Here is a 26128-nt window from a genome sequence, read left to right on the forward strand (position 1 = left end):
GCGTATACCGCACTCACCAAGTGGTGGGGATTTTCACGGAAAAATTAAATAAATGCTTCCATAATTCAATGCTTCTTTTATATAGGGCATATATAAAACTAAATATTCCCAACACAAGTAACGTAATATGTAAATTAAAAACAAATAAACAAGCCAAATAAATCGATGAATCCATAGAAATAGAGTTCCCTTTTGGGGGAAGGTAAATCAAAAAACGATTCACTATAAGAACAGAAGCTGTTAATACATAAATCAAAACCCAATCACTCAAAGAAAAAAATGAGACGGTCAAATGAAAAAAATAAACAAAGAGACCCAGTAAAGAAATCCCTAAAATATAGAGTTTGACACCGATAGACGATATACGATTTCCCATTCAAAATCACTCTCAGTAATTCAAAATTTATAAAAAAGCTAAGAGAGGCAGTTTTCAGCCCCTCGTCATTTCAATCGTTATTACACAATCATTATTACACAAGCTTCATACCCGATGTCAATGCAACAATCACAGACCCAATAATCAACAGGTTAATAAGAGTTTGTTTCCATTTCATAAATAAACTCCTCCCCTTAATTTATTGATTCGCAGGAGCGGCCGTTGTTTCTTTCTCAGCATCGTCTGCCCCATGCCGCGGTGCACTGAGCATCAGATGCTGGATGAACAAGAACGCCCCTACGTTCATCACGACGTCGCCGATACTGATGACTTGTTGGCGCGGGTACGGTGGAGACAGCGGAATGATGTCGCCGAGAAACGGCAGAAGCGTATCCGATGTGATCGCCTGGTGCTTGCCGTACAGACCGGCTTTTAACGCTTCGATGTATTCGCGGCCGAGAAATTGGGCGGCTTCGATCGATACCGGCATCCGTCCGCCGTTTACGGCCATGACGATAAAGTTAAGCAAGACGCCGGCGAAGATGACCGAAAACCCCGGCTGATGGCGGTTGAGCCATAAAAACGCGAGCCCGGTGATGTAGACGAGGAGAAAAATGCCGTTGCTCATGCTCGAGATCCATGCGACCCGCTCTTGCAGGAAAAAAACCACAAACTGCACCGCCAATAAGATCGGGAACAGCCAACCGCCGCGCAATTTCATGTTGGCCAACCCTTTCAGGCTTCCGCCGCGAAACCAGCCGATCAACAACGACAAAATGATTCCATCGTAAACCATAATGCTGTCCCCTTGATAAACAGAATTTTCTCTTTTTTCTAAACTAATGTCCTCACTTCTATTTTTACCGTTTTTTTCATTCCATGTAAATAGTCCGTTCGTCCTAACTACAAACAAATTTTGATGAATATCGTTTCCTTCTTTTCGTTTTCGTCATTCTTTGAAACAAGAAACGACAAAAACAGCGTCATGTATATCCATTGAATAGTGACAAAGAACCTACCCTCAATGGAATGATCCCCCGACTGCAAATGCGGCATGCGTTTTTCTCGTTGAAAGACAAAAAGCCCTTTTTTATTATTCCGTATTGCTTTTCGGAAGATCATTGTTATAATTGTTTATACAGTAATAATTTTATGGATAAAAACGTCCTTTTTGTCCATATTATGGAAAGGAGATGAAAAAGAAATGGACGCGGAAATGTTGGGAAGCAAGAATGACAAAACGTATACACGTCGGATTAGCCAAGTCGGGAATAGTTTGTCCGTTAGCATCCCGAAAGATTTAGCCACGATGCTAAACCTAAATAAAGGCGATGAAATCGAAATATATTACGACAAGGAACGAGGGGAAATCGTGATGAAACGCGCAAACCGAATTCCAAAAGGAGTCCGTCCTGAAGTCGCGATGGCGATGAACCGCGCGATCTCCAAATATGACGAAGCGCTGCGCAACTTGAAATATAGATAAAGGAGCAGCTGGAGGAAAACATGGTTTATTATTTGACAGCGGAAGAAATCATATTTATCCATTACACGGTCATGGAAATGTACGACGATGCAGAACAAGCGGGGATCCAATTCCCCGATAAATTCGCGTGGATGTTGGAAAGACCGAAAACGAAATTGTTCGGGGAGGAACAGTTCCCTTCGATTATTGAAAAGGCTTGCTGCTATTACCATTCCATCGCGACAGGTCATATTTTCCACAACGGCAATAAGCGGACGGCTTTAACCGTATTCGTCACGTTCCTTGATTTGAATGGATATGAGTTCACGATGACCAATAAAGAAGCGGAAAATTTCACAGTGTACCTTGTCGAGGATGCCAAGTTCCGAGGAAATGATTGCATCCAGCATCTTGCCCACGAATTAGAGAGTTACATCCGTCCCATCCAAAAACGAAAAGAGTGAGGAAAAGAGTGAGGAAAAGAGCGGGCCAAAGCCGGGTCAAGTTCAATTATTGCGTGAAATTCCATCGCCAACCCAGTAAACTTGGATGACAGGACCACAACGTCGTTTTTTGCTGCTTTGTTTTTACACAACTGTGCGAACCTTGATCCAAAGCCGCCTTTTCGCTATCCTCAATTTTTAGGTATTGTCAAAAGTTTATCCTCCACACTCACGGTCTTCCCTTGAGTTTCAACGGTTGAACGAAAAAAGCTTTCTACCCCCGGTGTTTCGGCCATCATTGAGGCAACAACACCCAACAGCCAAAACAAAGGGCGGCCTGATCTTTTGTCCTCCAGAGCCCGTTGAAACGGATGGTCCGTTGAAGCAGCTTACCCATTGTATCCCCGCTTATTTTTTGGCTATCCTACAACATGGAAGCGAAAGTCTTTCGTCGGAAAATGAGAAAAACGGATTCCGATCATCGTCAGGAATCCGTTCGTCTTGAACGGGTTACCTCTCCGTCCCGCAGCTGCCTCGGCAATGGTCAGCCACATGGCATGACGCGCACGCCCCTTTGGCGCTTTTTTTCACGTGGCGAACCAGCGTCCAGCCGGCGTAGGCAAAAATCGCTCCGCCGATCACAAGATTCACGATCATCGATTCTCTCTCCTTTCATGAATAACCAAGCATATGCCCAAACTGATAGACGGCAAACGAAATGACATACGCAACCGTCAGCGCGCATCCGATTGACAACAGCGTCCATTTCCGCGACCCGGTTTCTTTGCGAATCGCCGCCACCGTCGCTAGACACGGCGTATAAAGCAGGACGAACACCATAAAGCTGAACGCCGACAGCGGCGTGAAATGGGAGGCGATCACCTGCTTCAGCCCATTCTCCTCATGAACGTGGTAAATAATATTCATCGTCGACACCACAACTTCTTTCGCCAAAAAGCCGGTGATCAAAGCCGCGCCCGCCTGCCAGGCGCCAAAGCCAAGCGGGGCAAGCAACGGAGCGATGAGGCCGCCGATGGCGGCGAGAAAGCTGTCATCCATCGCGACGCCGACCCCATGCGGCCCGATATACGTCAACAGCCAAATGGCGACCGAACCGCCGAAAATAAAGGTTCCTGCTTTGCGGATGAATCCTTTCCCTTTCTCCCATGTGCTCCGCCATAACGTGAGCGCCTGCGGCACGCGGTATGGCGGCAGTTCAATGACAAACAGCGAACTTTCGTTTTTCAAGAGCGTCGATGAGAACAACTTGGCGAGCCCCAAAGCCACTACAATGCCAAGCACGTAAAGCGAAAAGACGACAAGCGCCTGTTCGCGGACGAAAAACGTGCCGGCAAACAAGGCGTACACCGGCAAGCGGGCGGAACACGACATAAACGGCAGCGCCAAGATCGTCAACAGCCGTTCTTTCGGCTGCTCGATCGTGCGCGCCGCCATCACTCCAGGAACGTTGCAGCCAAAGCCAATGATCATCGGGATAAACGCCTTGCCGTTTAACCCGATCGCTTCCATCATCCGGTCCATCACCATCGCCACGCGCGCCATATATCCGGAGTCTTCAAGCAAAGAAATGAAAAAGAACAAAATGAAAATTTGCGGCACAAACACCAACACCCCGCCGACCCCAGCGACAATCCCGTCCAAAACGAGTGCCTTGATAAACGGCGACGCCCCCGCCCAGTCGAGAAGACGGGACAGCCAATCAGTGAACGGCCCTGAGAAGAAAGCGTCAAGCTGATCGGCAAGCGGCGTCCCAAGCCAGTTAAACGTGAGCATAAACACGAGATACATCAGCGCCAAAAAAATCGGCAGCCCGACATAACGGTTTGTCACAACCACATCGATTTTTTCCGTCCATGTCAACGGTTTGTTCTCAAGCGCGATCGCCGCAACAGCGATCGCCTCACCGATCCAGCGGTCACGCGTCTCATAAATCTGTTCGGCGACCGAAGATCCGAGCTTCTGTTCCGCCTCTGCGCGGGCTTCTAGAAGCGGAGAAAGATCCAACCGCCCGCGCAAATAGGCGGCGATGCGCTCGTTTCCTTCAAGGAACTGCAACGCCGCCCATCGTTTGTTTCCAGGCACATCGTCCGGCAGCTGCTCGGCAATGCGGCGGATCGCGCGTTCCACCTCAACGCCGTAATCAATAAAAATGCGGGAATGGTGTCCGTCTTTTGCCGACAAAATGGTGCGCGATAACTCCTTTGTCCCCTTTCCCGTTCGGGCGATGACCGGAACAACTGGGACGCCGAGATGGCGTGACAGCTTGGCGGCATCGATTTTGACGCCGCGTTTTTCAGCGACATCCACCATATTCAAAGCGATGATGAGCGGGCGGCCAAATTCCAATAGCTGAACCGTCAAATGCAAGTTGCGCTGAAGTTGTGACGCGTCAACGATATTGACAATCGCTGAGCACGGCTCGGTCAATAAAAAATCGGTCGCCACTCCTTCATCACGCGACAGCGGCTGAAGCGAATACACGCCGGGCAAGTCGACCACCGAAACCCCGTGCTGGCGGAGCACTCCGATTTTTTTCTCGACCGTCACCCCGCTCCAGTTGCCCACATATTCATAAGACCCAGTTAAGCAGTTAAACAATGACGTTTTGCCGGTGTTTGGATTGCCAAATAAAGCGATGTAGGACATTTATTTCACCTCGATCGATGACGCCTCTTTGCGCCGCAAGCCGATCGCCTGTCCATCGATTTCGATCATCACCGGTCCGCCAAACGGCATCGCGGCTTTCAACCGCACCGTTTTCCCTTCTTTCACCCCTAGATGAAGAAGACGCTGTTTCAGTGCCTCCTGCTCAATGGCCAGACGGACGACGACCGCTGTTTCCCCTTTATGCAAATCAGTCAGCACCATGATCATTTCCCCCTGTTTTTCTATCCGTCTCTCCTGTGATTCAATAATGATTCTTCTTCTCAATTCCAATCATACCATAAGCAAAGAAGAAAGGAGTGACTTTTTTCACAATCATTCCTCATTGTCATCATTTCTTCAAAATTCGCCACCTCATCAGTTGAATTTTTCTGAAAAGTGTATATAATCTTTTGTATATCTTTCCCATCTTTGCTCAAGGAGGAAGCTCAATGAACACACTAGGAAAAATCAGCAACTTTGTCGGCAACACCTTTGCCATCTGGGTGCTTCTGTTTGGAGCGCTCGCCTTTTTCGCTCCCAGCGCATTTACGTGGATCGCTCCGTATATCGTGCCGCTTCTAGGCATCGTGATGTTTGGCATGGGATTGACGCTGTCAGCGAACGATTTTAAAGAGGTGTTCAAGCGTCCGCTTGATGTGTTAATCGGCGTCGTTGCCCAGTTTCTCATCATGCCGCTTGTCGCGTTTTTGCTCGCTTACTTTCTGCCGGTTTCACGTGAGGTGGCGCTCGGCATTATTTTAGTCGGCTGCTGCCCGGGCGGGACGGCGTCCAACGTCATGACGTATTTGGCGAAAGGGGATACGGCGCTGTCGGTCGCCGTCACTTCTGTTTCGACGATTTTAGCGCCGATTTTGACGCCGTCGCTCATTTTGCTTTTAGCGGGAAAATGGCTGTCGGTGTCCGCTGCCGCCTTGTTTTGGTCGATCGTTAAAGTCGTGCTGATTCCGATTGTTTTAGGGCTCATCGCCCAGGCGCTGTTCCAAAAGCAAGTAAAAGCGTGCATCCCGGCGCTGCCGCTCGTTTCGGTCATCGCCATTGTTGCCATCGTCGCCGCCGTCGTCGGGCAAAACCAAGCGGCCATTGCCAAAAGCGGGCTTCTGATTTTTCTTATTGTCGTTGTTCATAACGGATTGGGCTTGCTGCTTGGGTATTGGTTTGCCAAACTGTTTCGCCTGTCGCCGCCAAAACAAAAGGCGATTTCCATTGAAGTGGGCATGCAAAACTCTGGGCTTGGTGCGGCTTTAGCGACCGCCCATTTTTCGCCGCTCGCCGCCGTTCCAAGCGCTATTTTCAGCGTCTGGCACAATATTTCCGGCCCGATTGTCGCAACGTACTTCCGCAAACAAGCAGACCGCCAGGCAACGGATGAACAAACGATTTCCGCTTGACCTCTCTCACGCTTTGTTTAGCCGCAAAAAAGCTGTCTCCCGAAATGAAACGACCGTTTTTCGGAGACAGCTTTTCTGCCTATTATCACGCTGTTTTTCCGCTCTCGGACGATTAGGCGCTCTTTGGAAACAAAAAGCGGACATCCGCCCTCAATCTCATTTCACAGCGCCCCCTCAAACGGAAACACCATCCTTCCCGCTAGTTCCGGGAAATCAATGAACGGATTGCGGTTGCCTTGGATGAAGAAAATCGCGCTGTTGCGATGATGCTCATACACCGTTGGCGGAAATTGTTCGTGCCAACGGACAAGGAGCGGAATATCGATTTTGCGCCGGAATGATTTCGCGATCGCCTTCGGGTAGCGAAGCAGAAAGTAAAGCATCGCCCTTGCCGCCGTCCCTTTGCCGTATTCCGGCTCGAAATAGCCGTTATGGACGACGCCGCAGCGGTTTTGGATTTGCTCGTCGGGATCTTCCGGATTGTAAAACGGGAAATCCGCGTACGGAAAATTCGACCGCATCGTATTGCACTCCGGCTGGCAAACGAATAAATGATGCAAATCGCCTTTCATCGGTTCGCGGGCGCCAAACCACGACTGCGGGACAACATGTTCCGCATTGAATTTCCATTGCTGCTCGATCGTGTTCACCCGCTCGTGCACATCGCCCCATCCATTTTTCGTCCTTCTCAACAGTTGACGAAACTCTTCATAACGCCGCTTCATCGTTTCCACATCTTGAACGATCAGTGTTCGTGGATCTTTCCGCTCGCCGGAATACAAGCTGCGCACCGTTCCGTCCGGGTGCAAGTCGACCCATGTGTACAAATACTCATCCTTGCTGAAAAAATACGGCAGCCGCCGCTTATGGGTGTGCGCCGCCAGTTCATGATAGCGGACAAACAACATCAATCCGTCCCCTTCAAGCGGCAGATGGCGGTAATACCGTTCGCGCGCCCTCTCATCTTCTGCGGCCCGATAATACGCATCCTCCACCGCGAGCCGCTCATTCAGCTGCTCGAGCCGTTCTTTCGGATCTTCCTCCCGCCATTGGCCGAGCTCCTCAAGCCGCCGTTCCGCCTCTCCCATCAGCGTTCCCCTTTCTTTTTTCTTTTAGTGTATCACGGAAGGCGAAAGAGGGCGATAACGGCGTTAATGCAAAAGAAACGATGTCGCGCCGAACAAAACGGCGGCGATGCCGGCGGCGATCAACGACGGAATCAGCTTCGTTCGCGCGTATTCCATCACCGGCAAATCCAAAATGGTGCAAAGCGTCACCGTATTGTCGCTAAGCGGCGACGCAAACGCCCCGAACGTCCCGCTCGCAAACACCGCGCCGATGACCGGCAAAATGTTCGTTCCCGACTGGCTCGCTAGCGTTACGCCAAGCGGCATCAACATCCCCCACGTCCCCCACGACGAGCCGATGAAATAGGAAATGACAGCGCCAAGCAAAAACAAAATCGGGGCGACGAAAAACGGCGGAATCCATTCTTTGACATGGCCCGTAATGTATTGCGAAAACCCTAAATCCTCCGCCACAGCCGACAGCGCCCAAATGAGCGCCAGCATTAAAATGACGGAAATCAGCTCATTGCCGCCTTTGACAAAATGCGTCAACAAATCGTTCAATTTAAATCGCTGCCAAAGGAAGAAAGCAACTGTAATGATGACGGTAAACAACAGCGCCTCCAACATCGCGCCGAGCGCATCGCTTTGCAAAAACGCCTGCCAAAACGTTCTTGCCCCCCGGCGGCCGTCCCACCAGCTTAAAAACAACGTCAAGACAAGCACGATCGAAAGCGGAACGATCAAATTCCACGGCTTGACCGGCGTTTCTTTTTGGTAGGCGCGCGGGCATGTCTGCATCGCGTCCCCTTCTTCCCCTTGCGCTTCATTGGGTTCATGGTCAGCCGGCCGCTGTTCTTCCGCCATTTCGAGCGCCAACCGCTCGTTCCAGCTCCGAATCGGCGCCTCTTTCCGCTTTTCGCTTACTGCTGCTTGTTTTTGGCGCGAATAGACAAAAAAACTGTAGTAGAGCCCGACGGCAATAATGGCATACGAGAAAAAGTTAAACGGAATGCTTCGGACGTACACGATGTACGGCTCCGCGCCGATGCCGGCCGTATCAAGCGCCTTATCGATGACCGACACCATATAGCCGACAAACGCGGTGGCAATTGGGATGAGCGCGACAACCGGGTTGGATGTCACCTCAATGGCAAAGCCGATTTGCTGGGACGACAGCCCGAGCCGTTTGCGCAGCGCCTTCATGATCGGCGCGACGGTGACGATGCGAAAATCGGGGTCGCTAAACGTCACCATCGTCGAAATCCACGTCAGCAGCATAGCGGTTTTGGCCGATTTCACTTTTTGGCTGACGAGATGGACAAATCCTTTGATTCCGCCGGTGTATTTGATCATGCTCACAAGACCGGCGAACACATACAAGAAAATGATGATGCGAATGTTGTTCGTCTGCATTAAGTTGTCAACAACGTAATGAAGCATCGTCCGCAACCCGCCAAGCAAGGACGGGGTCATCAAATAACTGCCAACCAACAGCCCGACAAACAGCCCGGGGATGACTTGCTTCGTCCAAATCGAAATCGGGATGACAACTAAAAATGGCAAGAGAGCTTTCCACGACGGTTCCATTGGCCATTCACTCCTTTCTTTAAAAAGTATGGCGATGGTTTCCCTTGTCTATGCAAACTGTCATTGATTTTCCCCCAACAACGGGGAGACGAGTCTACACAAAAAGCGCGCCGCATGGTGGCACGCGCAAGCGAAACCGCTTTCCTACCTAAAAAAATAAAAAGCTGCCAATTAGACAGCTTTCACCGCTTCTCTTCGGGACGGCAGCGCCAACAAGTGGAGCGTCACTTCCGGCTTCGAGCCGATCCGGATGTTCACCCCGGTTTGCCCAAGCCCTTCGTTGATATAAAACGGTTTTCCCTCCCATTCATGATAACCTTTGATCATGTTCCGCTCGGTGAGCGTTTTGCTCATTTTCGCCAAATGGTACGGCTTTGGCCAATGAATTTGTCCGCCGTGGAAATGGCCGGACAACAAGTAGTCAAAATGATAGTCTTTCATATGCGGCACGATGTCCGGATCGTGCGTCAACACAAGGTTGATGCCGTCTTTCACGCCCGCATACGCCTTTTCGATGTCGCTGCGCCCCGTGTAAAAGTCATCGATGCCGATGATATTGACGGTTTGACCGTTGACGGTGATCGTTTTCGTCTCGTTTTGCAAGACGACGCAGCCGTGCGCCTCAAGCGTCGCTTTCAAGCGCGCAAACGGTTCGCCTTGCAGCACGTAATCGTGGTTGCCAAACACCGCATACATGCCGTACGTCGGTTTCAATGCATTCAGCGCGGCCAAATACGGACCGAGCTTGGCGATGCTTTCCTCACGGTCCAAAAAGTCGCCCGTCAACGCGATCAAATCGATCGCTTCCTCTTTCAGCTTTTCGTATAAATCGTCCGGGGTGATCGACAGTTTTTCAAGATGCAAATCCGATAGCTGCAAAATCCGAAGGGCTCCATCTCCATCCTCTGAACGACCGACTTGGACTTTATGCAAAACCGCTTCATACGTATTGCGGTGGGCTTTGCGAATGACCAAAGCAAGCAATGACAAGATTGCAAGAAAAACAAAAAAGAATGTCATCGTCTTCTCTCCTCCCTCGATACCCATTATAGTGAAATGGAGGAGAGAAGAAAGAGGGAGTTAGTGGATGAGATGGCAGCCGTACAACGAAAACAATTTTCCCTTTGACATCACCAAATATTTCGGCGGACGGACAAGCGGCATGAGACGGTGTTGGGCCACTGTCATCATCGGCCAATGGGATGCCATTTTAAACCAACGGTAAAATGAATTGCCAATGTTAATGACATCAAATCCGAGTCTCTCACAACCTTTGTTTAACATCGTCACGCCGATAATCCCTTTTATGCTGGCGGACTGTTCGTGATGGTAAAGATAATGGGCAACATACGGCAAACTGGCCTTCACTTGTTCGAAAATATAACGTCCTTTTTGAATATCGCTTCGATACTGCATCAGTTCGCGAAGCAGACGAACATTATGAAGGTGAATTTTCAACAGCCAGTCATTGGCCGCAATCGTCGTTCCGTCCGAAAGGTGAATGGTTTCACCCTTGTATCGAAGCAAACGGACGCGAAAAATGGAACGACAGCCGTTCTCTTTCCCACCAGCATATTCAAGGCGGGAACATGCATAATAGAGTGGATCCATCAGTCCCCATACAGACAACAGCCACTGCGTCGCTTTGCTTCTCATTGGCGGCATCCTTCCCCTGCTCGTTCTATCCATTTACATTATGGAATCGATCGAGCGGCATTATAAATGGAGAAAAAAGGAGAAAAGATCGCTGCATGACCAGTCGGGAGACGCGCGTACTGAGGTCCAGTTCCATTTCGTCCCCTGCTCGAGGCTTTATCAAAAAAAAGCGCGCACGAATCTCTGTGCGCGCCAAGCAACTATGCTCTTATTATTGGACAAACGCCGCTGTGTTTACATCCTGTTGGCACACGGCCAGGCGGTTTTCCGCATGCTCTGCTTCCAAGCAGGGATGCATCCAAAATTCGAATCTGTCCGAACCCCTAGAGGGCTGGTGATTTAGTACAAAAAGTTGCTGATCCCAGACGTTTTTCAATTAGAGAAACCTTGCGAGGCCATCTTTCTTTTTTGGCGAAATGCCGCTGATTTGCGCGTGACAGCCATTTTTCACCTGCCTTCTAGGAATGCATCCGAAAATGCGCATTCATTTGCCCTTTCAACATCCGCTCACGCAGCTCTTTCGTCATTTCCTGACGGATTTCCCACGTCGATACCCCTTCCTCGCGCTGATTGGCGATTTTCATCAACTGCTCCACATCAGCGAACGAATATTTGCGAATTCCTTTGGAACGGTCAGGGAACACCAGCTTCCGTTCCTCGTAATAACGAATTTGCCGCTGCGACAGCCCGGTCAGTTCACTGACAACCCCGATCGAAATGACTTTTTTGTATTTGTAGTGATCTTCTTGCGGATGAGCTGTCATACTCCTCACCTCAATTCGTTATATTTTCTAACGTAATTATACAAAAAATGATGTTAGCCCGCTAACTTTTGTAAATAAAATTAACATATTTTTTAAATTTCCTGTAAATGTGCTTAACACATTTGCTGTATGCTGAAGAAAAAGATGATATGGTAAAGGTAAAAACAGGGAGGGAATCGAATGGGGACATGGATGAGAAGCGCCGTGCGGAAGAAAAAGCAATTTTACATCGAACGACTGATGCAGTTCGGCTTAGCCGCCGACCGCGAGCGTCTCGAAGAGTGGACAATGGCCGAACTGCGCCGCGAATATGAACGATTCCACCCCGCCCAGACGATCGAAGGAGGACGCCGCCATGGACAAACAAGCCCTCGAACTGGCCAAGCGCATCATTGAACTTGACCTCGAGCGCGATGCGATGTTTGAACAGCTGATCGCCCTCATCGGCAATCAAGCGGATGAGCTGCTTCGATTTTTGCAAAATCGATTATAAAACGATCATGCGAAAGTGCCCTGAATTTCTTCACGGGCACCTTTTTTCACCCTCATTCTTCAATAGAAATCCTTCCGAAATCAGCGCCAAGGCTGGAAAAACTTAAGAAACGCCGCGAACCCCCCCTCTTTGTCAACCTAAAGAAAGGACTGTGTTCCACCAGTTTTTTCGTTCAATCAAACGATTTCCTTTGAAAGTTTGCAGCGTCTCTTTGGGTTACCCTATTCATTCTGCTGCTTTTTGAGAGAACGATTCGACCGCAACCGTAGTTCCTTGAAGGCGGCGAGCAGCCATTACCGCGGCCATGAAAACGAAGACCAGCATCCAAAACCCATACGCCGAAGAACCGGTCCACTGCTTCATCACCCCGAGCACGTTCGGCAGCAAAAACCCTCCCAGTCCGCCAGCGGCGCCAATGATGCCCGTCAACAAGCCAACCTCTTTCGGAAACCACGTCGGAACAACTTGGAACAACGCACCGTTCGCCGCGCCAAAACAAAGGAAAAGAGCAACCATCAATCCGAACAGGACGAAAAGAGACGGCAATGTACCGATGCAAGCCAGCAACAAAGTCCCAGCGGCAAACAACAAGGAAAGAAGCCGCATTCCCCCGATCCGGTCGGCGATATAGCCGCCAATCGGCCGGATGAAACTGCCCGCAAACACGACGGCGGTGACGAAATCGCCGGCCGTGACTTTGCTGATGCCGTATTCATCAAAGAAGAAAATGCCCAAGTAACCCGTCAGCCCCACAAATCCGCCGAATGACAAGCTGTAGAAGAAACAAAACAGCCATGCTTCTTTTCGCTGGAGGACTGCTCGGTATTCACGCAAGGAAATGGGCTTCACCGCTGTTGGACATTCACGCGCCAGCCAAGCGAACAAAAGGAAGACGACAACAAGCGGTACGAGCGCCAACCCGAACACCGCGTTCCAACCATACATCTCCGCCAGGCGCGGACCAAACAGCGTCGCCAGCACCGTCCCGCTGTTGCCGGCCCCGGCGATCCCCATGGCCAGCCCTTGATACTCTTTCGGATACCAGCGGCTCGCGAGCGGCAAGGCAACAGCGAAGCTGGCTCCGCCCACCCCTAATAAAAATCCGAGCGCATACACATCCGTCATCTGATCTGCAAACCGCCAGCCCCACACAAGCGGCATAGCCGTCACCGCCATGCCAAGCAGACCGGCCCGCTTCCCGCCCCAGCGGTCTGCCAAAAGCCCCATCGGAATGCGAAGCAGCGCCCCGCCCAACACCGGAATGGCGACCATCAGCCCTTTTTCCGCCGGTGTGAGCGCAAACTGTTCAGCGACAAACACCCCGAGCGCACCAAGCAAGTTCCAAATCATGAAACTAATATCAAAATAGAGAAACGACGACAATAGCGTCGGCGCATGCCCGACGCGCCAAAACGATTTTCTCGCCATCTTCCCCCAACTCCCCCTTGGCACAGAATGTTCGTTATGCTAAAATGGAAATGAAAGCGATTTCTCCACCTACTTCCCGCCGTATTGCCGGGAAGTTTTTTTTCTTATGGCGCGTCTCGGTCCGCGCGCCCCGCTGGGGATGATTCCCCGCCGCGGACGGAAAAGAGAGCGCTTTTTCCGGCGAAATGAACCACACAAGTCAATTTCTCCCTAAATCGACCACTGGCCGCACCCGAGCTGCGCACCGCTTAAACGCCGGCATGCGGCAATGCGGATCGAGCTCATCGGATGTGACGTTGTTGATTTGCCCAAGGCCGCTCCAGTGGAACGGGACAAAAATCGTATCCTCGCGAATTTGGTCATTGTATCGGCTGCGGACGACCGCCGCACCGCGGCGCGTTTCAATGCGCACAAGCATCCCTGGGCCGATCCCGTATCGTTTGGCCGTCCTCGGGTGGATTTCCACGACCGCCTCCGGCTGCCGCGCCGAAAGCGCCGGGCTCCGCCGCGTTTGCGTTCCGCTCAAATAATGAGCAAGCACCCGTCCGGTCGTTAAATAAAGCGGATACCATTCATCCGTCTCCTCTTTCTCCGGCCGAAACGGCAAAACCGCAAACCGAGCCTTGCCGTCCGGATGAGCAAACCGTTCCGTAAACAACCGAGGAGTCCCAGGATGATGCGGATCGGGGCAAGGCCAGTAGACACGTTCGCGCCGAAGCCGCTCATACGTCACACCGTAATAATCTGCTTTGCCGCCGCGGCTCGCCAACCGCAGTTCGTTGAAAATCTCTTCGGCTGACGTGAACGGGAAGAAGCGGCCTTTGCCAAGCTTGCAAGCGATATCACACAAAATTTCCCAATCGTGCTTCACCTCTCCCAGCCGTTTTCGCGCCGCCGGCCGAAAGCACACCCGCCCTTCGACGTTCGTCACCGTGCCTTCGTCTTCCAAATACGACGAAACAGGCAGCACGAGATCGGCCAGCTCGGCTGTTTCGGACAAAAACATATCCGCAACGACAAGAAACTTCAGTTTTTGCATCGCTTTGGCCACAAACGCCGCATTCGGGCTCGAGACGACGGGGTTCGACCCCATGACCAACAGCCCGGTGATCTCGCCCGCATCGATCTTTTGCATCATTTCATACGCTGACACCCCCTTTCGCGGCAGCTCATCCGGCGCAACGCCCCATACGCTTGCGATATACCGCCGGTGTTGCGGATGCTCAATGCTTCGGTAGCCCGGCAGCTGATCGGCTTTTTGTCCATGCTCGCGCCCGCCCTGCCCGTTCCCTTGTCCGGTGATCGAGCCAAACCCAGAGCCAGGACGGCCGATGTTTCCGGTTGCCAGCACGACGTTGATCCACTGTCTGACCGCCGCATAGCCGTCCGTCTGCTGCTCCAAGCCGCGCGCCGTGAGCACGATCGCATCGGCCGCCTCCCCGTACTTTCGCGCCGCCAAGCGAATCTTCTCTTCCGGCACGTCAGTCAGCCGGACGATCTCATCCATCTCCACTGCTTCTATGTGCTGTTTCCATTCGGCAAACCCAACCGTCCGCTCGCGCACAAACGCTTCATCGATATATCCTTCGTCAAGCAGCACTTTCCCGATGCCGACGGCCAGCGCCGCATCCGTTCCGGGCTTGAGCGGCAGGTGCAGATCCGCCAACGCCGCCGTTTTCGTTTCCCGCGGATCCACCACGATGATAAAAGCGCCGTTCTTCTTCGCTTCGTAAACATACGGCATCAACGTCGGCTGGCATTCGGCGACATTGGTCCCAGCCAAAATGATCGTCTGGGCGAGTGGAATGTCGGAGAGCGGATTCGTCAACCCGCGGTCAAGACCAAACGCGTCGTTCATCGCGGCCGCGGCCGCCGACATGCAAAAACGGCCGTTGTAGTCGATGTGCCGCGTCTTGAGCGCCACGCGGGCAAATTTCCCGAGCAAATACGCCTCCTCGTTCGTCAAGGATCCGCCGCCGTAAACAGCAAACGCATCGACTCCATCTTCCTTCTGAATGTAGATGATTCGTTCCGCGATCAGCGAAAGCGCCTCCTCCCAACGGACCCGCACAAACCGGCCGTCCACTTTCGCAAGCGGAACCAACAGCCGCTCGGGATGCAAAGCGTGCTGGTGGGCGTTCATCCCCTTTAAACAAAGGCGGCCGTTGGACGTCGGGTTGTCGGTCGGGACCGCCTTGTAGCGGCGCCGCTCTACAATCCGCTCCTCCACCAGCTGAAGCGTGCACTGGACGCTGCAAAACGGACATTGCGTCGCGGCAGCCGTTTCTGACGCCCGTTCTTTTTCCTTGGCGCGAAAGTAGCGCAGCAATTCGTTCGTCATCGCCATTCCCCCGCTTCCTACAGCTCGACATATACCAAGCCGTCTTTCACCGCCGCGCGGTACGTTTTGACACACCCTTCATCCGGCGCCTGTGCCTGACCGTCTCTTAAGCAAATTTTCCAATCATGAAGCGGACAAAACACATACTCGCCGCTGACAATGCCTTGCGACAGATCACCTCCTCTATGCGGACAGCGGTTTTCAACGGCAAATACTTGATCGTCACCCGTCCGGAACAACGCCAGCTCACGATTCCCGACCCGCACGCATTTTCCGAGCCGCTTCGGCAGCTGTTCCAATGTTCCCACTTCCACCTTCATCCTCTCTTCGTCCTCCCCCTGCATCGATGTCTGATCCTGTTTGGCCATTCCTTTACAAACTTTCATGAACAACAACGTAAAATCGTCGTTTCGCAAACGAAAACCTCGTTTCCGGCTGGACGATGGCCATCATTTCCCTCTCTTCGTTCCAGCATTGATCCTAACCCATGATCAATCCAGGCGGCGGAACATCAACTTTTTCCGCCCGCCGTCATCCCCCTTCATTCCACCGGCACCGGCTCTTTGTCGCCGATATCGCGGAACAACAGTTGCTGCAGTCTCTCGTTTTCGACGATGTCCCGCCACGGATCTGTTGTCGCGGAAAGAGCTTTGTGAAGCCGCTCAAGCAGCGCGCGGCGCGTTTCCACATCGAACAACACTTCGCGGATATGCTCGAGCCCGACGCGCTCCACCCATTTGGACGTCCGTTCCAAATAATGCGCGGACTCGCGGTAATATTGCAAAAAAGCACCAGTCATCTCGATCACCTCGTCTGCCGTCTTGACCGTGCAAAGCAAGTCAGCTGCACGCAAATGGGTGCCGCCGTTGCCGCCGACATAAATCTCCCATCCGCCCTCGACGCCGACGACGCCGACATCTTTAATGCCCGATTCCGCACAGTTGCGCGGGCAGGCGGAGACGGCCATTTTCACTTTATGCGGCGTTTTCAGCCGCTCAAATGTTTGTTCCATCCGAATGCCAAGCCCGGTCGAATCTTGCGTCCCAAAGCGGCAAAACTGCTTGCCGACGCACGTTTTCACCGTCCGAAGCGCCTTGGCGTAGGCGTAGCCTGACGGCATGCCGAGATCGGCCCAAATGCGCGGCAAATCTTCTTTTTTCACCCCAAGCAAGTCAATGCGCTGCCCGCCGGTGATCTTAATCATCGGCACGTTGTATTTTTCCGCGACATCAGCGATGTTCCGCAGCTGTTCGGCTGTCGTCACCCCGCCATATATGCGCGGCACAACGGAGTACGTGCCGTCGGCCTGGATGTTGGCGTGCAGCCGCTCATTGACAAACAACGATTCCGCTTCTTCATCGTACTCGCCCGGATACAACATGCCCAGGTAATAATTGAGCGCCGGACGGCATTTGGAACAGCCTTCCTCGTTTTTCCATCCCAATACACTCATCACTTCTTTGACCGTCATCAGCCGTTTTTCTTTGATCGCTGCAACCACTTCCTCGCGGCTTAGGTCCGTGCAGCCGCAGATCGTTTCTTTCACCGCATACCGGTTCGCTTCTTCACCAAGCATATGCTCAAGCAGCTCGGCGACAAGCCCTTTGCATCCGCCGCACGAGCGAGACGCGTTCGTATAGTCGCGCACCTCGGCGACCGTCTTAAGCCCGTGTTCGGCAATCGCCTGACAAATCGCGCCTTTTGTCACCCCGTTGCAGCCGCAAACCACATCGGTGTCGGCCATCGCCGCCGCAAGGCTTCCCTTCCCGCCTAAAGCGGCTTGGGCAAACAGCGACAGCGAGAGCGCCTCAACCGAATCGCCGCGCTGGATCATATCGAACAGCTTTCGACCTTCGCTCGTATCGCCAAACAGCACCGCCCCAACGATTTTCCCTTGGCGAACGACGACTTTCTTGTACACCGAGCGTGCTTCGTCATACAGTTTGATCGACTCCGTCCCTTCGCCATCCATAAATTCACCAGCCGAGAACACGTCGACACCGGACACTTTCAGCTGAGTCGCAACGACCGATCCTTCATACGGCTTTCCTTTTCGGCCGCAAATCGCCTCTGCCAGCACTTTCCCCTGCTCATAAAGCGGAGCGACGAGCCCATACACAACACCGCGATGTTCCGCGCATTCACCGACCGCGTAAATGTGCGGCACGCTCGTTTCCAAGTAGTCATTGACAACGATCCCTCGATTCACTTCAATGCCGCTTCTCCGCGCTAAATCAACATTCGGACGAATACCGACCGCCATCACCACCAAGTCGGCGGCAATGGACGTACCGTCCTTAAACCGCACTCCCTCCACACGGCCGTTGCCGAACAATTCGGCCGTCTCCTTGCGAAGCAAAACGTTCATCCCTTGTTTCTCCAGCTCCCGCTGCAGCAGCTTGGAAGCGGTCGGATCAAGCTGGCGTTCCATCAAATAGTCGAAAATATGGATGACATCGACATCCATTCCTAAGTGAAGCAGGCCGCGCGCCGCCTCCAAGCCAAGCAAGCCGCCGCCAATGACCGCCGCTTTTTTGTACGTCTTCGCATATTCGATCATCCGCTCGCAATCTTGGATATCGCGAAACGCCGTCACCCCGGGCAAATCGGCTCCCGGCACCGGCAAGATAAACGGATTCGACCCTGTCGCGAAAATCAATTCATCGTATTCGACTACCCGCCCACGGTCGGTCCGAACAAGCCGCCGCTTGATGTCGACTTCCGTCACCGTTTCGCCGGCAAACAGCCGAATGCCGTTTCGTTCGTACCATTCCCAACTGTTCAACGTAATGTCATCAAGGCGCGTATCTCCTTGCAGCACCTTCGACAACAAAATGCGGTTATAATTCGGATGCGGTTCGCTGCCAAAAATCGTGATCTCAAACGCCTCGCGGTCAAGTTTTAAAATCTCCTCGATGCAGCGAACCCCTGCCATGCCGTTGCCGATTAACACGAGTTTTCGTCTCACGTCGCCATCCCTCCATCTTCGTTACCTTGTTTATCGTCATCGATGCAGCCAAAGCCAAATCGTCATCACCAACAGCTCCCATAATCCGACCGTTCTTGTTCGCATCACCCTCACAATTTCCCCTTTGCCTTGGCTGTGCCCATCATATCACGTCAAACATGAAGCATGCATTTTTTATGTGATATTATATAACGCGATTTTAACAAAAAAACATATAAAAAATCAGATTAATATACGTATTTGTCGGAAATATGTAACTTTTTATAACATAAAAAAGCGACCTTCCGCTTGATGGAGCGGAGGCCGCTTCTTGTTGGAGGTTTGCTCGTTAAGGGGATCATCAGTGAATCGGACGGGATTCCAGCAGTTCATCGATGATGCGCGCGTAGTGGTCAATGCGCCGCTCCAGCTCCTCCATCTGCCGCTCAAGGCGGGTGACGTATTGACGGAAGGTCATCGGAGCGCCGAATCGCTGTTCGAGCCGCTCTTCGATTTTCTGCCGCTCGCCGTGGACAGAGACGAAGATGCGCATCTCGCGGCCGAACACTTCGCGGACGGTTTCACTGATGAGTTCGCCGTATCTTGTTTGCAGCCATTCACATTGAATGTCGTTGAGGCATTCGATGATGAGCCAATCGTCATCCACCGTCGCCGACGTCGAGGCAAACCACGTGTCAAACGACGGGCCGGGCAGCTTTTGCGCAAGCTTCGTTTTCACTTGCTCCCAAAGATGATGCTCCTTCACGCACTCACCCCCTTTCGTCTACTCGCCTGGCTGCCATACATGTTCGCGCAATTTCGCCCGAATGTCATCCGGAATCGGTTCAGGCCGCCCGGTGTCAAAATTGAAATTGACATACACCGCCCGGCCTTTCGCGCACACCACCCCGTTTTGGTGGATTTCTTCATAAATCGTAAGGCTTGTGTTGCCGATGCGTTCAATGCCGGTATACACGGTCACATCTTGCCCATAATACATTTGGTTGACATAATCGACTTCCATGCGGATGATCACCATTCGCCAACGTTTGAATGACAAATCAGGCGTAAACAGCTTGAAAATTTCATGCCGCCCCGCTTCAAACCAAACGGGCACGGTCGTATTGTTAATATGGCCGACGCCGTCCGTTTCTGACACGCGCGGCGTAATGACAGTCGTAAACACGAACGCCCCTCCTCCACAAGAACTGGAATCGTCTTTTGTCGAATTTCGGCGGCTGATGTATATGTGTTCGCTTCACGACGTGGAAATTCCTGCTTCACCATCAAGAAAACATGAAAAACGTCGCCCCTTGAGCGGAAGGGGGATCCAACCTGAGGAGCGAGACCCTATTTCCAACAGCCAAAGAAAAAACAGGAGCCTGAAGCAGCCCCTGTTTTTGTGTTCTCACTTGTTGTTCGGTTCCACGATCGCCCCGGCAAACGCGGCTTGGTAAATCGCGCGGATGTCGGCTTCCAAAAGCGGCATCGGGCTGCGGGCGAGCAGCCGTTTTTGCTGGACGGCGTCTTTCGTCAGACTTTCTAACGCGCTTTCCGGAATGCCAAAACCGCCGAGCGTCTTCGGAATGCCGACATCGGCGACGAGGCGCTCGAGCTCCTCGACGCAGCGGTGCGACGCCTCCTCCTCTGATAAAAAGCTTGAGTTGCCGCCAAGGGCGTTTAACATGTCCGCCATTCGTTTCGTGCAGCTTTGGCGAATGTAGCCCATCACATATGGCAAGAGCACGGCATTTGATTCGCCATGGGCGATATGAAACTGTCCGCCAAGCGGATACGCGAGCGCATGCACGCCGGCCACCCCGGCGTTGAAAAACGCCAACCCAGCCAGGTAGCTGCCGTTCGCCATATCGATGCGCGCCTGTTGGTCCGCTCCATGTTCCACCGCCTTGCGCAATGAGCGGGCAATGAGGCGCATCGCCTGAAGCGCCAAGCCGTCCGACGTCGGGCTCGCATTGACCGACACGTACGCCTCGACCGCATGGGTGAGCGCATCGATCCCAGTCGCCGCCGTCACCCGCGGCGGGACGGAAACCGTAAGCTGCGGGTCGACGATCGCCACATCGGCCAGCAAGTAGTCATGCGTCACGACATCTTTCGTCGTGTCTAGCGACAAGACGGAGATGTTCGTCACCTCCGACCCGGTGCCTGATGTCGTCGGAATCAATATTTTCGGCAATCCTTTTTTCTCAAGCGTTCTCGTTCCCGTCAAGTTTAAATACTCGGCGACCGAACCTTCATGCACGGCCAACACAGCGGCCAGTTTCGCCAAATCCATCGCGCTGCCGCCGCCGACGCCGATGACAAGGTCAAACTCTCCGCCGCGGGCAAACGCCACCGCCTTTTCCCCCGTTTCAAGCGGCGGCTCCGGCACAACATCCGTATACACATGCACGCTGCATCCTGCTTGCCGGAGCGGGGACGTCACTTGCTCGACGAGGCCAATTTTTTCAAGCGCTGGATCGGTGATCACCAACACGTGTGTGCCCCCAAGCCTTTTCACTTCCGGAACTAACTGCGTAAGCGCCCCCCAGCCGACATAGCTGAGCGGCGGAAAGACGATGCGGGATGCGGTCATGGTTTTCTCTCCCCCTTATTCAACATTTTTTCGGAAGAATGAACGCGTTTTCTTTCCATCCGCATAACCAAACTCCTATGCTCGCCAAGCTTCCTCGAGCTCCCTCTTCAGCTCTTCGACAAGCTCCGCCGCCGGAAGCTCCCGCGCCAGCCGATATCCCGTCCCGGCCCAAAGCGACATTCCCTCCGGGTCGCCCGCCTTGGCGGATGCGGCGCGCAGCGGCTTCGTCATATGGTGCACATGCGGATACGCTGCCGGCGCCAAGGCGCGATACTCCGCCATAAACCGGTTCACAAGCCCGCGCGCCGGCCGGCCGGTAAACGCCCTCGTCACGGCCGTCTCCACAAACCGCGGATCGGCAAGCGCCTGTTTATGAAGCGGGTGCGCCCCGCTTTCCGGGCAGCGCAAAAACGCCGTCCCGAGCTGCACCGCGCTCGCCCCGGCTTTAAGAGCCGCCGCAATGCCGCGCCCATCCATGATCCCGCCCGCCACCACAAGCGGAACCTGAACCGCCGCCCGCACTCGGGCCAGCAGCGGAAACAACTCAAGCGCCTCATCCTGTTCCGGATCGTTGCCAAACGACGCCCGATGCCCGCCCGCTTCCTCCCCTTGCACACAAAGCGCATTCGCCCCTGCTTCAGCAGCCATGCAGGCTTCTTCCCTTGATGTCACCGTCACCATGACAAACGACCCGGCCTTTTGCAAGGCGGCGATCACTTCTTTGTCCGGGCAACCAAATGTAAAGCTCACAACCGGCACTCGCTCCTGAAGAAGCACATCAAGCTTCGCCGCCCAGTCGTCGTCCTCCCATTTCGGCTCGCCGACTGACGCCCCAAACCGCTCCGCCTCCGCCGCCAGTGCTACACGGTACCGTTCGACCGCCTCCTCATCCACTGTTTTGTCCCCCGGCACAAACACATTTACCCCAAACGGCCGATCCGTCAACGTCCGAAGCTCGTGAATTTCCTTCCTCATGGCCTCCGCTGTCTTGTACCCGCCGGCCAAAAACCCAAGCCCTCCGGCGTTCGACACCGCCGCGGCCAGTTCAGGCGTCGACACCCCGCCTGCCATCGGCGCTTGAATGATCGGGATGGGAAGTGTAGAGAACATGGCAATACCCTCTTTCTGCATTAGCGGTTGTCCTATCCTCATTTACGGTTTCTTAACTCTTTCGCGTTTTACTCAAGAAATTCCTTCATCGTTGCGTATAGGAGCATTTTGATTCTCCTACAAAGGGATAAAAAACTGATACGGCGAAGAAATAACGAGACACAGGCTGTCTTTATGAAAGACTATGACGGGGATCAAATAATGAAGCAACTAAAAACCAAAATCGAAAACAACGAGGAACTAACAGAACGAGATGAGTTGAATCTTATCTTTTTACCCTTGATGAAAAGTACTGTAGACTGTTCAGAACGAGCAATTGAGGCAGTAGAATTAGCCCAAAAGATTACAGATCCAGAAAAACAATTCCGCTTATTGTCAACGATTATTGCTGTGTCGGACAAATTTATCGATGAGAAATACGTTGAAAGACTAATGGAGGCGATCAAAATGGTGAGAGTACTTCGGGAATTGGAAAAAAGAGCAGAGCTGAAAGGGAGAATTTTTGAAAGCCAACAAGCCATCAAAAAATATATGAAAGCCCGATATGGAGTAGCGGCAAAAGAAATACAGGACAAAGTAGATACGATCACCGATTTGTATATATTGACCCATCTGTTAGATGACATTTTCGGAGCTGAAACACGTGAAGAAATCGAACGACTAATCGACGAAGCGATCACAAAACAATCACAGATGAACAAAAGCACAAAACAGCTGGGAAAATAAAATGGTTTCTCCCCCAATCCGCCAGCCGGTTTGGGGGAGAGAAGTCACGGCCGAAACGCCTTTAACTGTTTCGCCAGTTCTTTCGTATGCGGATATACATCGCGATAAATCGCAAACAGCTCTTTGTATTTCGCCGCCGCATCCGGCCGCGGTTCGAAGACGGATTCGACTTGTTTGAACGCATCCGCGCATTGCTTGAGCGAATCGAACCAACCGACGCCGCACGCAGCGATCATCGCGGCGCCGAGCCCCGGCCCCTGTTCGTTTTTCAGCTTCTCGACCGGCAGACCGAAAATATCGGCTTGGATTTGCAGCCACTCGGCGCTTTTCGCCCCGCCGCCGATCGAGACGACCGAGTCGATCGTTTTGCCGCTCGCTTTGATGATCTCCACCGACTCGTTGAGCGAGAACGTAATCCCTTCCATGACCGCGCGGGCGAAATCCCATTTCGTCTGCCGCGAGTCGATGCCGATAAACGACCCGCGAATATCAGCGTCCGCATAAGGCGTCCGCTCGCCGACCAAATACGGCGTAAACAACAACCCGTTCGCACCGATCGGCGACTCGGCAGCGCGCTGGACGATCTCGGCAAACGGCACGTCTTCCGCAAACGTCCGCTTCCACCAATCAAAGCTGTAGCCCGCTGCCAGCGTCACGCCCATGATATAGTAAGCATTTGGCTCAGCATGGTTGAAATAATGCACTCGTCCAGCGAAATCTTTTTCCCCGCTTTGTTCATAGGCAAGCACAACACCCGATGTGCCGATGCTTGACATCATGCGGCCTTCTGCCAAAATGCCCGCGCCAACCGCGCCGCAGGCGTTGTCCGCCCCGCCGGCGAACACGTTCACCGATACCGGCAGCCCGGTCTGTTCGGCCACCTCCGGACGCAGCGTCCCGACGAACGCCGTCGCCTCGACAAGCGGCGGGCAAAGCGTGAGATCGACGCCGACCGCCCGGGCGATCGCCTCGCTCCACGTTTTCGTTTTGATATCCAACAGCAGCGTCCCCGCCGCATCCGATACATCCATCGCGATGTGCCCGGTCAAGCGGAAGCGGACGTAATCTTTCGGCAACAAAAACACCCGCGCCCGCTCGTACAGTTCGGGTTCATGATTTTTCACCCACAGCAGTTTCGGCAGCGTAAACCCTTCGAGCGCCTCATTTTTGGCAATGGAAAGCAGCTGGTCGCGGCCGACCTTCTCTTCAATTTCCCGACACTCTTCCGTCGTTCGCGTATCATTCCACAAAATCGCGTTGCGCACGACATTCCCATCGCCATCAAGCAGCACAAGCCCGTGCATCTGTCCGGAAAAACTAATCCCCACGATCGACTCGGGGGAAACGCCCGCCGTCTCCCACACGCGGCGGAGCGCGACGATCGTTTTTTTCACCCAATCGTCCGGGCGCTGCTCACTATAACCGGAATGCGGCTGGTAAAGGGGATAGGACTCGGTCCATTCCCCTTTCACCACGCCGTGTCGGTCGACAAGCAGCACTTTGACGGCACTCGTTCCTAAATCGACGCCAATGACGTATTCCATCCTCATCCCTCTTTCACGAACGGGATGCGCTCGGCACGCTGACTTCCAACAAGTATTGATTCAACAGCGTTTTCAAGCGCTCAAGACGGCCGGACGTATTGCGAATGTCGCCAAGCTGCAAGGCGTACTGCTCCAGCTTGTGGAAGTCCGCCGTCCCTTCGACGATCTCGCGGCCGATGCCTTCCGTATAGCTTTTGTACCGCTCTTCGATGAACTGTTCAAATACGCGGTCTTCCAACAAGCGATGCGCGACTTTCAAGCCGATCGCAAAGCTGTCCATCCCGGCAATATGAGCGTAGAACAAGTCTTCCGGTTCAAACGAGCCTCTTCGCACTTTCGCGTCAAAGTTCAAGCCGCCGCGCCCAAGGCCGCCGTTTTGCAAAATTTCATACATCGCCAACGTCGTCGTATACAAATCGGTCGGGAATTCGTCCGTATCCCAGCCAAGCAGCATATCGCCTTGGTTCGCATCGACCGAACCGAGCATGCCATGGATGCGGGCGACGCGCAGCTCATGTTCAAACGTATGGCCCGCCAACGTCGCATGATTCGCTTCAATGTTGAATTTGAAATAATCCTTGAGCCCGTACGTTTGCAAGAATGCCAACGCTGTCGCGACATCAAAATCGTATTGATGCTTCGTCGGCTCTTTCGGCTTCGGCTCGATCAAAAACTGGCCGTCAAAACCGATCTCTTTCGCATAGTCGACCGCCATGTGCAAGAAGCGAGCCAAATTGTCAAGCTCCAACTTCATGTCCGTGTTCAGCAGCGTCTCATAACCTTCCCGGCCGCCCCAGAACACGTAGTTTTCCGCTCCGAGCCGCTTCGCGATCTCCAGCCCTTTTTTCACTTTCGCCGCCGCATAGGCGAACACATCGGCATTGCATGACGTTGCCGCCCCGTGAACGAAGCGTGGATGGCTGAACAAGTTCGCTGTATTCCACAGCAGTTTCGTTTTGCTTGTTTTCATGTATTCTTCAATCATATCGACAATTTCATCCAAGTTTTTGTACGTCTCGCTGAGCGTTTCCCCTTCCGGCGCGATGTCGACGTCATGGAAGCAGAAAAACGGAACGTTTAACTTTTCAAACAGCTCAAACGCCGCCTCCACGCGCGCCTTCGCCAAATCCATGCCGCTGTACTTATTCCATGGACGAATCATATTGCCGACGCCAAACGGATCCGATCCATCCCCCGTAAACGTATGCCAATACGCCACCGAAAAGCGCAAATGCTCTTCCATTGTTTTATCGCCGACTTTTTCTTCCGGATTGTAAAACTTAAACGCAAGTGGATTTTTCGATGTTGGACCTTCGTACACGATCGTCTCGATATTTGGGAAATAAGCCATATCTAACTCCTCCTTAACTTTTAGTAGATTGTCAAAAAGAAATACTTGCTTTTGATTTAATTATAACGCTTTCAACTTTGTTTGTCTATCATATAAACTAAGTTTTTTATAACTATTTATAAAGTAATCGAAATCCGCTTAGTTATTTTGCCCAT

General features: G+C 52.7%; 25 protein-coding genes. 6 read left to right on the top strand and 19 right to left on the bottom strand.

Going from position 1 to position 26128, the window contains the following annotated elements:
• Positions 1-575: 575 nt before the first annotated feature.
• Entirely contained in the window at positions 576-1172 is a 597-nt protein-coding gene (locus ETR37_RS04325; RefSeq protein ID WP_094238747.1) for a DUF5317 domain-containing protein, read from the bottom strand.
• Positions 1173-1580: 408 nt separating this feature from the next.
• Between ETR37_RS04325 and ETR37_RS04335 the strand changes: the two genes are divergently transcribed.
• On the top strand, positions 1581-1862 hold the full coding sequence (locus ETR37_RS04335) for an AbrB/MazE/SpoVT family DNA-binding domain-containing protein (RefSeq protein WP_049626673.1): 282 nt from the start codon (positions 1581-1583) through the stop codon (positions 1860-1862).
• Between the two features lie 20 nt (positions 1863-1882).
• Positions 1883-2305, top strand: coding sequence for a type II toxin-antitoxin system death-on-curing family toxin (locus ETR37_RS04340; protein WP_129446928.1), 423 nt, complete (start codon positions 1883-1885; stop codon positions 2303-2305).
• Between the two features lie 489 nt (positions 2306-2794).
• Here the strand turns inward: ETR37_RS04340 and ETR37_RS04345 are convergent, their stop codons facing one another.
• Genes ETR37_RS04345 through ETR37_RS04355 form a run of 3 tightly spaced genes read right to left on the bottom strand, consistent with a single transcriptional unit; the run spans position 2795 to position 5173 of the window.
• Positions 2795-2941 carry a FeoB-associated Cys-rich membrane protein gene (locus ETR37_RS04345; RefSeq protein WP_129446929.1) on the bottom strand — a complete coding sequence of 49 codons (147 nt, stop codon included), beginning with the start codon at positions 2939-2941 and terminating at the stop codon, positions 2795-2797.
• 15 nt (positions 2942-2956) lie between these two features.
• Positions 2957-4951 carry a ferrous iron transport protein B gene (feoB, locus tag ETR37_RS04350; RefSeq protein WP_129446931.1) on the bottom strand — a complete coding sequence of 665 codons (1995 nt, stop codon included), beginning with the start codon at positions 4949-4951 and terminating at the stop codon, positions 2957-2959.
• Complete coding sequence (locus ETR37_RS04355; protein WP_015374938.1) at positions 4952-5173, bottom strand: FeoA family protein; 222 nt, start codon at positions 5171-5173, stop codon at positions 4952-4954. It abuts the gene before it with no gap.
• Between the two features lie 227 nt (positions 5174-5400).
• Here ETR37_RS04355 and ETR37_RS04360 point away from each other — a divergent pair, with 227 nt between their 5' ends.
• Positions 5401-6360, top strand: a complete 960-nt coding sequence (locus ETR37_RS04360) for a bile acid:sodium symporter family protein (RefSeq protein WP_015374939.1) — start codon at positions 5401-5403, stop codon at positions 6358-6360.
• A 161-nt stretch (positions 6361-6521) separates the two neighbouring features.
• Here ETR37_RS04360 and ETR37_RS04365 read toward each other — a convergent pair whose 3' ends face one another.
• The 5 genes from ETR37_RS04365 to ETR37_RS04390 all read right to left on the bottom strand — a co-directional run bounded on the left by ETR37_RS04365 (position 6522) and on the right by ETR37_RS04390 (position 11437).
• Positions 6522-7448, bottom strand: a complete 927-nt coding sequence (locus ETR37_RS04365; protein ID WP_015374940.1) for an endonuclease I family protein — start codon at positions 7446-7448, stop codon at positions 6522-6524.
• A gap of 63 nt (positions 7449-7511) precedes the next feature.
• Positions 7512-9017, bottom strand: coding sequence for a Na+/H+ antiporter NhaC family protein (locus tag ETR37_RS04370; protein WP_015374941.1), 1506 nt, complete (start codon positions 9015-9017; stop codon positions 7512-7514).
• Positions 9018-9188: 171 nt separating this feature from the next.
• Entirely contained in the window at positions 9189-10037 is an 849-nt protein-coding gene (locus tag ETR37_RS04375) for a metallophosphoesterase (protein ID WP_015374942.1), read from the bottom strand.
• A 60-nt stretch (positions 10038-10097) separates the two neighbouring features.
• A complete protein-coding gene (locus ETR37_RS04380) occupies positions 10098-10673 on the bottom strand; it encodes a YkoP family protein (protein WP_033006121.1) in 576 nt (191 codons plus the stop codon).
• 458 nt (positions 10674-11131) lie between these two features.
• Positions 11132-11437 (bottom strand): MerR family transcriptional regulator, encoded by a 306-nt coding sequence (locus ETR37_RS04390; RefSeq protein WP_081133016.1) that lies wholly within the window; start codon positions 11435-11437, stop codon positions 11132-11134.
• A 180-nt stretch (positions 11438-11617) separates the two neighbouring features.
• Between ETR37_RS04390 and ETR37_RS04395 the strand changes: the two genes are divergently transcribed.
• The gene (locus tag ETR37_RS04395; protein ID WP_015374949.1) at positions 11618-11833 is read left to right on the top strand and encodes a Fur-regulated basic protein FbpA; all 216 of its coding nucleotides are present in this window, start codon (positions 11618-11620) and stop codon (positions 11831-11833) included.
• Positions 11793-11930, top strand: coding sequence for a hypothetical protein (locus tag ETR37_RS19060; RefSeq protein WP_015374950.1), 138 nt, complete (start codon positions 11793-11795; stop codon positions 11928-11930). The genes ETR37_RS04395 and ETR37_RS19060 overlap by 41 nt, the downstream gene beginning before the upstream one ends.
• Before the next feature lie 225 nt (positions 11931-12155).
• On the opposite strand, the gene ETR37_RS04400 is transcribed toward ETR37_RS19060, so the two are convergent.
• The 8 genes from ETR37_RS04400 to ETR37_RS04435 all read right to left on the bottom strand — a co-directional run bounded on the left by ETR37_RS04400 (position 12156) and on the right by ETR37_RS04435 (position 22352).
• A complete protein-coding gene (locus tag ETR37_RS04400; RefSeq protein ID WP_129446933.1) occupies positions 12156-13358 on the bottom strand; it encodes a nitrate/nitrite transporter in 1203 nt (400 codons plus the stop codon).
• A gap of 199 nt (positions 13359-13557) precedes the next feature.
• Positions 13558-15705, bottom strand: coding sequence for an assimilatory nitrate reductase catalytic subunit NasC (nasC, locus tag ETR37_RS04405; protein ID WP_129446934.1), 2148 nt, complete (start codon positions 15703-15705; stop codon positions 13558-13560).
• Positions 15706-15716: 11 nt separating this feature from the next.
• Positions 15717-16019: a nitrite reductase small subunit NirD gene (gene nirD / locus ETR37_RS04410; RefSeq protein WP_033006119.1), complete on the bottom strand. Its 303-nt coding sequence runs from the start codon at positions 16017-16019 to the stop codon at positions 15717-15719.
• Between the two features lie 221 nt (positions 16020-16240).
• A complete protein-coding gene (gene nirB, locus ETR37_RS04415) occupies positions 16241-18667 on the bottom strand; it encodes a nitrite reductase large subunit NirB (RefSeq protein WP_129446935.1) in 2427 nt (808 codons plus the stop codon).
• A gap of 340 nt (positions 18668-19007) precedes the next feature.
• The gene (locus ETR37_RS04420; protein ID WP_014195972.1) at positions 19008-19412 is read right to left on the bottom strand and encodes a DnaA N-terminal domain-containing protein; all 405 of its coding nucleotides are present in this window, start codon (positions 19410-19412) and stop codon (positions 19008-19010) included.
• Between the two features lie 18 nt (positions 19413-19430).
• On the bottom strand, positions 19431-19832 hold the full coding sequence (locus ETR37_RS04425; RefSeq protein WP_063192686.1) for an acyl-CoA thioesterase: 402 nt from the start codon (positions 19830-19832) through the stop codon (positions 19431-19433).
• A gap of 222 nt (positions 19833-20054) precedes the next feature.
• A complete protein-coding gene (locus tag ETR37_RS04430; RefSeq protein ID WP_129446936.1) occupies positions 20055-21242 on the bottom strand; it encodes an iron-containing alcohol dehydrogenase in 1188 nt (395 codons plus the stop codon).
• A 75-nt stretch (positions 21243-21317) separates the two neighbouring features.
• The gene (locus ETR37_RS04435; RefSeq protein WP_129446937.1) at positions 21318-22352 is read right to left on the bottom strand and encodes a nitronate monooxygenase; all 1035 of its coding nucleotides are present in this window, start codon (positions 22350-22352) and stop codon (positions 21318-21320) included.
• 174 nt (positions 22353-22526) lie between these two features.
• Here ETR37_RS04435 and ETR37_RS04440 point away from each other — a divergent pair, with 174 nt between their 5' ends.
• Complete coding sequence (locus ETR37_RS04440; RefSeq protein ID WP_129446939.1) at positions 22527-23078, top strand: hypothetical protein; 552 nt, start codon at positions 22527-22529, stop codon at positions 23076-23078.
• Between the two features lie 44 nt (positions 23079-23122).
• On the opposite strand, the gene xylB is transcribed toward ETR37_RS04440, so the two are convergent.
• Together xylB and xylA are read right to left on the bottom strand one after the other, a co-directional pair.
• On the bottom strand, positions 23123-24622 hold the full coding sequence (xylB, locus tag ETR37_RS04445) for a xylulokinase (RefSeq protein ID WP_129446941.1): 1500 nt from the start codon (positions 24620-24622) through the stop codon (positions 23123-23125).
• Positions 24623-24635: 13 nt separating this feature from the next.
• Positions 24636-25973, bottom strand: coding sequence for a xylose isomerase (gene xylA / locus ETR37_RS04450; RefSeq protein ID WP_129446942.1), 1338 nt, complete (start codon positions 25971-25973; stop codon positions 24636-24638).
• Between the last annotated feature and the right edge of the window lie 155 nt (positions 25974-26128).

Source organism: Geobacillus sp. PK12 (genome assembly GCF_004123125.1).
In the GTDB taxonomy this organism is placed as follows: Bacteria; Bacillota; Bacilli; order Bacillales; family Anoxybacillaceae; genus Geobacillus; species Geobacillus zalihae.